General features: G+C 68.8%; 7 protein-coding genes, 1 pseudogene and 1 riboswitch. Of the genes and pseudogenes, 4 read left to right on the top strand and 4 right to left on the bottom strand.

Annotated features, from left to right (window positions below; genetic code table 11):
* Positions 1-848: AMP-binding protein (locus R1101_RS26760; RefSeq protein WP_037223378.1), on the bottom strand; the 848-nt coding region annotated here is incomplete at its 3' end.
* Positions 849-992: 144 nt separating this feature from the next.
* A riboswitch (SAM riboswitch) is annotated at positions 993-1,110 on the top strand.
* A gap of 68 nt (positions 1,111-1,178) precedes the next feature.
* Between R1101_RS26760 and R1101_RS0113790 the strand changes: the two genes are divergently transcribed.
* Both R1101_RS0113790 and R1101_RS0113785 read left to right on the top strand, forming a co-directional pair.
* On the top strand, positions 1,179-2,492 hold the full coding sequence (locus tag R1101_RS0113790) for an aminotransferase class V-fold PLP-dependent enzyme (protein ID WP_026003253.1): 1,314 nt from the start codon (positions 1,179-1,181) through the stop codon (positions 2,490-2,492).
* A 208-nt stretch (positions 2,493-2,700) separates the two neighbouring features.
* Positions 2,701-3,333, top strand: coding sequence for an LLM class flavin-dependent oxidoreductase (locus tag R1101_RS0113785; RefSeq protein ID WP_016933998.1), 633 nt, complete (start codon positions 2,701-2,703; stop codon positions 3,331-3,333).
* A gap of 62 nt (positions 3,334-3,395) precedes the next feature.
* Here the strand turns inward: R1101_RS0113785 and R1101_RS0113780 are convergent, their stop codons facing one another.
* On the bottom strand, positions 3,396-3,926 hold the full coding sequence (locus R1101_RS0113780) for a winged helix-turn-helix domain-containing protein (RefSeq protein ID WP_016933997.1): 531 nt from the start codon (positions 3,924-3,926) through the stop codon (positions 3,396-3,398).
* 216 nt (positions 3,927-4,142) lie between these two features.
* Positions 4,143-4,616 carry a YbaK/EbsC family protein gene (locus R1101_RS0113775; protein ID WP_026003252.1) on the bottom strand — a complete coding sequence of 158 codons (474 nt, stop codon included), beginning with the start codon at positions 4,614-4,616 and terminating at the stop codon, positions 4,143-4,145.
* 101 nt (positions 4,617-4,717) lie between these two features.
* Here R1101_RS0113775 and R1101_RS0113770 point away from each other — a divergent pair, with 101 nt between their 5' ends.
* Positions 4,718-5,548, top strand: a complete 831-nt coding sequence (locus R1101_RS0113770) for a crotonase/enoyl-CoA hydratase family protein (RefSeq protein WP_016933995.1) — start codon at positions 4,718-4,720, stop codon at positions 5,546-5,548.
* Positions 5,549-5,615: 67 nt separating this feature from the next.
* Here the strand turns inward: R1101_RS0113770 and R1101_RS0113765 are convergent, their stop codons facing one another.
* Entirely contained in the window at positions 5,616-6,107 is a 492-nt protein-coding gene (locus R1101_RS0113765) for an inorganic diphosphatase (RefSeq protein WP_016933994.1), read from the bottom strand.
* A 202-nt stretch (positions 6,108-6,309) separates the two neighbouring features.
* On the opposite strand from R1101_RS0113765, the pseudogene R1101_RS26755 reads away from it, so the two are divergent.
* A pseudogene (locus R1101_RS26755) lies at positions 6,310-6,525 on the top strand (D-alanyl-D-alanine carboxypeptidase); the annotation flags it as partial.

The following is a 6,525-nucleotide window of genomic DNA, read 5'->3' as shown; positions in this document are numbered from 1 at the left end:
GGGCAGGCCTCACCGCCGAAGATGAGCAGGCGCACCGCCTCGAGTGCTTCGGCCGGCCACATCGCCGCGAGCGTGGGCACGGTGGAGACGACGGTGATGTTGCGCGAGACGAGCCACGGTCCGAGATCCATGCCGGAGCGGACGAGCGCGCGGGGGGCCGGAACCAGGCAGGCGCCGTGCCGCCAGGCGAGCCACATCTCCTCGCACGATGCGTCGAAGGCCACCGACAGGCCGGCCAGGACCCGGTCGCCGGGGCCGAGTGGCGCTGCCCGGCAGAACATCCGTGCTTCCGCGTCGACGAAGGCCGCCGCATTGCGGTGCGTGACGGCGACACCCTTCGGTGTCCCGGTCGAACCCGAGGTGAAGATGATCCACGCATCGTCGTCGAGGTTCGGCCCCCGCACGGCCGGGCTGCCCGGCGGGACGGCCGTACCCGGCCCGATGCCCTCGTCGGTGACGATGGCGGTGACCTGTGCTTCCGAGAACACGAGTTCGGCGCGCTCGTCGGGGTCGTCCGCGTCGACGGGCACGTATGCGGCGCCCGCAGCGAGAATCGAGAGAATCGTCACATACAGATCGGTGCGCCCGGACGTCATGCGCACGCCGACCCTGTCGCCGGCACCGACACCCGCGTCGTTCAACGCGTAGGCGCCGGCGATCACCGCCTCGACGAGTTCGGCGTATTCGAGGACGGTGGTGCCGTCGTCGAGGGCAGGGGCGTCCGGATGTGCCTCGGCGGTGCTCCGCAGCAGGTCGACGAGGGTGCGTGCAGGCGGAGCGTGCGACGCGCGGAGGAATTCGTCCGGAATGGGGGACCGGCCGACGGGGATCGAGGATATGGCTGGCAACTCCGCGGGTCCTTCTGCTCGATGGATCCTCCGGTTATCTCACGTCCGGGTGGACAACAGGTGAACGTTCGGTGCGCGGAACGTGTGTCGGCATCGTGCGATACGGGTTGACACGGCTCGATCGTCCTGTCATTGTCTTCGCCAGGTCATGAGTACCAGCGTCAAGCCCCGGCTCGCTGGTCGGCAACCCTCCAACCGCGGTGGGGTGCTCCGGGTGACGACCGGGCCGTGAATCCACCACCGGACACGGCAAGCGCGGACTCCGCCGGCGACGAGAACTCTCCGTCGTAGGCGTCACCGGCGGGTCCCTGAGTACACGAGGGATTTGTCATGACTGTTGTAGCCTCCACCACCTGCATTGCTCCGTTCGCCACCGTGTCCGGCTGTGACTCGCAGGTTCCGCTCGTCCAGGGTGGCACCTGCACCTACGCGAACTTCGACTACGCGGCGAGCGCACCGGCACTGTCCGCCGTCACCGACCGCCTCACGGAACTGCTGCCCTTCTACGCGAGCGTGCACCGCGGTGCCGGATACGCCTCGCGGATCAGCACCACCGCCTACGAGGACGCTCGCACCTCCGTGTCGCGCTTCGTCGGCGCGGACGACGACCAGGTCGTCGTCTTCACGCGCAACACCACCGATTCGCTGAACCTGCTTGCGAGTGCCGTGCCCGGCGATGTCGTCGTGCTCGACATCGAACACCACGCGAATCTACTGCCGTGGAAGAACTCCCGCATCGTCGAGGCGGCAGATACCGTCTCGGAGACGGTGTGGCGCCTCGCAGTCGAACTCCAGCGCGCCCCCGCGGCCCTGCTCGCCGTCACCGGTGCCTCCAACGTCACCGGCGAGGTGCTGCCCATCGCAGAGCTCGCCGAACTCGCTCACGCCTCCGGCGCGCGGATCCTCGTCGACGGCGCGCAGCTCGTGCCCCACCGCCGCGTCGATCTCGCGTCGCTCGGCGTGGACTACCTCGCGTTCTCCGGTCACAAGCTGTACGCGCCGTTCGGTGCGGGAGCGCTCGTCGGCCGACGCGACTGGCTCGACGCCGCCGAGCCGTACCTCGCCGGAGGCGGTGCGGTGCGCGAGGTACGCCTCGACCACACCGAATGGGCCTGCGCCCCTGCGCGTCACGAGGCCGGCACCCCCAACGTGCTCGGTGTCGCCGCCCTCGCCGCCGCATGCGATGCGCTCGCCGGTTTCGACTCCGACGCGGTCACCCGTCACGAGGAGGCCCTGTGCTCCCTGCTCGTCGACGGCCTGGACGCCATCGGCGGAGTGGAAGTGCTTCGGCTGTGGGACGATTCGGCCGACAGCGTCGGAATCGTCACTTTCACGATCGAGGGCTACGAGCCCGGTCACGTCGCGTCCTATCTGTCCGCCGAGCACGGCATCGGCGTCCGTGACGGACGTTTCTGCGCCCACCCGCTGCTCGCGCGGGTCGGTCGCGCCGGCGGTGCCGTCCGGGCGTCGCTCGGGCTCGGCAGCTCGTCCGATGACGTCGAACGGCTCCTCGGGGCGCTGCGTTCGCTGGTCGAGAACGGACCGTCGTGGGTGCATGCGAAGACCGACGGCGTGTGGAACCCCTCGCCGGAGACGCGGCCCGGCCTCGGAGCGGCCGACGCCGACGCATCTCCGTGCGTCTAGCGGTCGACAATTCCCCACAGGGTCAGTAGGGTAATTCGCATGGAGCGGACGAGGGCGATCGCCGCGGCACGCTGGTGCCGTCGCCATGTCGACCTCTGCCGTACGGCATCGGGAATCTGTTCGGACTGAAGGTCTTCTCCCTCGAAGTCTTCCGGCTCACAGGCCGATTTCTCCGTGCCGCTCCGCGGCCCGTACCGAGAGGCATCCCATGCCCGTCGCATCCACCGTCACCCCTGTATCCGCAGATCTGGCCACCGCAGACCCGGCCGTCGTCGAGTCCGCCACCATCCGGGCGTTGCGTATCGCCGTCGAGCTCGCCGGTCACTCCGGACCCGACTACTGGGCCGACCTGACCCTGGGGCGTGCCGGCGATCCGCCGCTCGACCTCAGCGCCGATGCACCCAACGTCGTGCGGGTGCGTGCCGCCGACCTGCGTGAGGCCGGAAAGCTGCGCGACCGCATCCGTGCGGAGGCCGCCGAGGAGGGGCGCGATCCCGATTCGGTCACCGTGCTCGTCGACGTCGAGGTCGTCCTCGCGTCCGATGCCCGCACCGCCCGTACCCGACGCACCCGTCCGGAATCCACCCGCGGGGAGGCCGACACGTTGTCGTACGTCGGCACGCCGCACGGTCTCGCCGGGCTGATCGCCGACATCCACGCCGTGCAGGTCGCCGACGGCGTTACGTTGATCCCGCTCGTCGCGCCGTTCACCGTCGAGCATCTCGTCGACGGAACGCTGCCGTGGTTGGAGTCGCGCGGCCTCATCGAGGTCTCGCCGACCGTCGTCGAGGTCCTGCGCCGGTTCGGCGAGGGCGCCCGGGCATCCGTGCGCGCTTCCTGACTCGAGTTCGTATCGCGAAGGAGGGGCAGGGTTTTCGACTCCTGCCCCTCCTTCGCGTGCGTTCACGCCGTGCGGCGATCGAGCGCTTCGACCACATGCACGCGCGGATCGGGATCGAACCGGTAACCGGACCCGCGGACAGTCGTGATGATGGTGCCGAAACGTCCCAGCTTGGAACGGATCCGGGAGACGTGGACGTCGACACTGCGGTTGCCCCGGTCGGTGTCGAAGTCGTCGTTTTCGGGGTATCCGGCACCGAGCGGCCGTAGCGCCGCGCGGGGCACCGCGACGCGGGGCCGGCGAACCAGCTGGGCGAGGATCTGGAATTCGCTGTGGCTCAACTCGACCCGCTGATTGTCGAGCACCAGCCCGCGGGCCGGCAGGTCGATCACCAGCGGGGTCGGGCCGGGACTGAGGAGGGTATGGGTGCGCGCACCCGGGAGCAGATCGAGGGCGGTCTCCCGCAGTGCGTCGGCGAGAGCTGCGAGATCACCCGCCGATCCGGCGTTCGTATCCGAGATCTGCACGATGAGAACGAGTTCAGGTGAATCGACCGAGCCGTCGGCCGGGTTCTCGATGGAGGACGTGGTCATGGAAGGGCTCCGCTGGTCGGAAGGTGAACGGTGCCGGCGGGCGGTGGCCCGCAGCTACGCGGCGCCGGAAAGAGAAGGGTTGGTGCGGATCTCAGACCGCACAGAGGCACGAGCGGGTACGGCACAGGTCGACATGCCTGCGGCTCCACGCTCGGACTGTCACGACGGAGAGTGTACCCGGGTGGAGGTGCCGAGGGTACCGCTGGGTGGACGGGCTCAGTCGACGTCGACGTCGATCGCCGCAGTGATGCGCATCAGCTCCGAATAGACGGTGCGGAACAGGGTGTTGGGGCACCCACCCGACGCCCACAGATCCGGGTAATGCCGCAGCGCACGGTCGACGTAGGTGGGCAGGTTCGTGGGGTGACCGAGCGGTGCCACGCCCCCGAGCGGCTGGCCCGTGACTTCCGTGACCAGGTCGGGGGATGCCGGCACGAGTTCGCCGCCGAGCCGCTCGCCCGTCCGGTCGACCGCCACGCGGTGCGCGCCGGACACGAGCAGCAGGATCGGGTCGTCGTCGAGCAGGAAGACGAGCGACTTCACGATCGCGCCCACCTCCACACCCACCGCGGCGGCGGCCTGCTCGGCGGTGTGCACGGTCTCCGGCTGCTGGACGATCAGACCGTGATGGCCGCGGGCGATGAGCGTGTCCGACACGCGGTGAGCGTTCGGATGCAGCGACCTGGTCATGGATCAAGAGTAGGAAAATCGCCGTGCGATGTGCGGGCTTCCGCGATCCCGGATCGGACGGTGCCGATGCGATCCGGCGATCCACAAGTTACCCTTCGGTAATGTCCGATCTCTCGCCTTGGAAAGCGTTCACCGTCGAACGCAAGGATCACGTCGCACAGGTCACGCTCATCGGCCCCGGCAAGGGCAACGCGATGGGCCCCGACTTCTGGGCGGAACTGCCCGTCCTGTTCGGTGAGCTCGACGCCGACCCCGACGTCCGCGCCGTCGTCCTCGCCGGTTCCGGCCGGAACTTCTCCTACGGGCTCGACCTCGTCGCCATGGGCGGCAGTCTCGGCGCCGTCGTCTCCGGCAAGGCGCTCGCGAAGCCGCGCACGGACTTCCACGCGATGATCAAGAACATGCAGGCGGCCGTCACGGCCGTCGCCGACTGCCGCAAGCCGGTCGTCGCCGCGGTCCAGGGCTGGTGCATCGGCGGAGCGGTCGACCTTATCTCCGCCGCCGACATCCGTTACGCGAGCGCCGACGCGAAGTTCAGCGTCCGCGAGGTCAAGGTCGGAATGGTCGCCGACGTCGGCACCCTCGCCCGGCTCCCGCTCATCATCGGCGACGGTCACGTCCGCGAACTCGCGCTCACCGGCAAGGACATCGACGCCGCCCGCGCCGAGAAGATCGGACTCGTCAACGACGTCCACGACGACGCCGACGCAGTGCTGGCCGCCGCCCACGCGACCGCCGCGGAAATCGCTGCCAACCCGCCGCTCGTCGTCCAGGGCATCAAGAACGTCCTCGACCACACCCGCTCGCCGCAGGTCGACGACAGCCTCCGCTACGTCGCGGCGTGGAACGCGGCGTTCCTGCCGTCGGAGGACCTCACCGAGGCGATCACCGCCGTCTTCGAGAAGCGACCGCCGCAGTTCAAGGGCGAGTAGACTCCGCATACGACGGATCCCCCGGACGATCACATCGTCCGGGGGATCCGCGTTGTGCAGGCTCGGGTCAGTGCCCGCCGTTGTTCTTCAGGCGCTCGACCGACGCGGTCACCTCGGCCTCGGCCTCGGCGCGACCGACCCAGTCGGCGGCCTCGACGTGCTTGCCCGGCTCGAGGTCCTTGTAGTGGACGAAGAAGTGCTTGATCGCGTCGAGCTCGAACTGCGAGACGTCGCTGATGTCCTGGACGTGATCCCACCGCGGGTCGCCGGCCGGGACGGCCAGGATCTTGTCGTCGCCACCGGCCTCGTCGACCATCTTGAACATGCCGATGGGACGGGCCTCGACGATTACGCCGGGGAAGACCGACTCGGGCAGCAGGACCATGCAGTCGAGCGGATCGCCGTCCTCACCGAGGGTGTTCTCGATGTAGCCGTAGTCGGCGGGGTAGCCGAACGAGGTGTACAGGTAACGATCGAGCTTGACGCGTCCGGTCTCGTGATCGACCTCGTACTTGTTCCGCTGTCCCTTGGGGATCTCGATGGTGACCTCGAACTCCACGCCTTGCCTCACTTCGTCGGTGTTTTTCCGGCGGATACGACATCCGTATCTGCGGTGATGGTCCGCAGAGAGGATAACGGTCGCGGCGCTAGGCTGGAGGTGCAGGTACCGGGGCCCCGAGTGCGTCACGACAGTGTGCGGCCGGCAGCGGGAAGTGCGGGTAGCTGGTCGACCAGTGTGTGCAGGATGCAGCGGAGGCGTGTTGACGGGGCAGGGCGGCAACAAGAAGCAGGGTTCACTGGCAACCAGGCGACGGCGGAACATGAAGATCCTGTTCGGGATCTGGGGAGCGGGTTTCCTCGCTCTGGTCGTCGGTGGAGCCTTCGCGATCTACGACGTGCGGACGTCCGCCGGCGCGGTCGTACTTCCCGCACCGGCACCGGTGGTCGCGACCCCCGCGGTCGCCGCGGTCTCACCC

Origin of the sequence: Rhodococcus sp. R1101 (genome assembly GCF_000278445.1) — a bacterium.
In the GTDB taxonomy this organism is placed as follows: domain Bacteria; phylum Actinomycetota; class Actinomycetes; order Mycobacteriales; family Mycobacteriaceae; genus Rhodococcus; species Rhodococcus gordoniae.
Note: the sequence above shows the minus strand (reverse complement) of the source record. Positions and strands in the feature narration are given on the sequence as shown.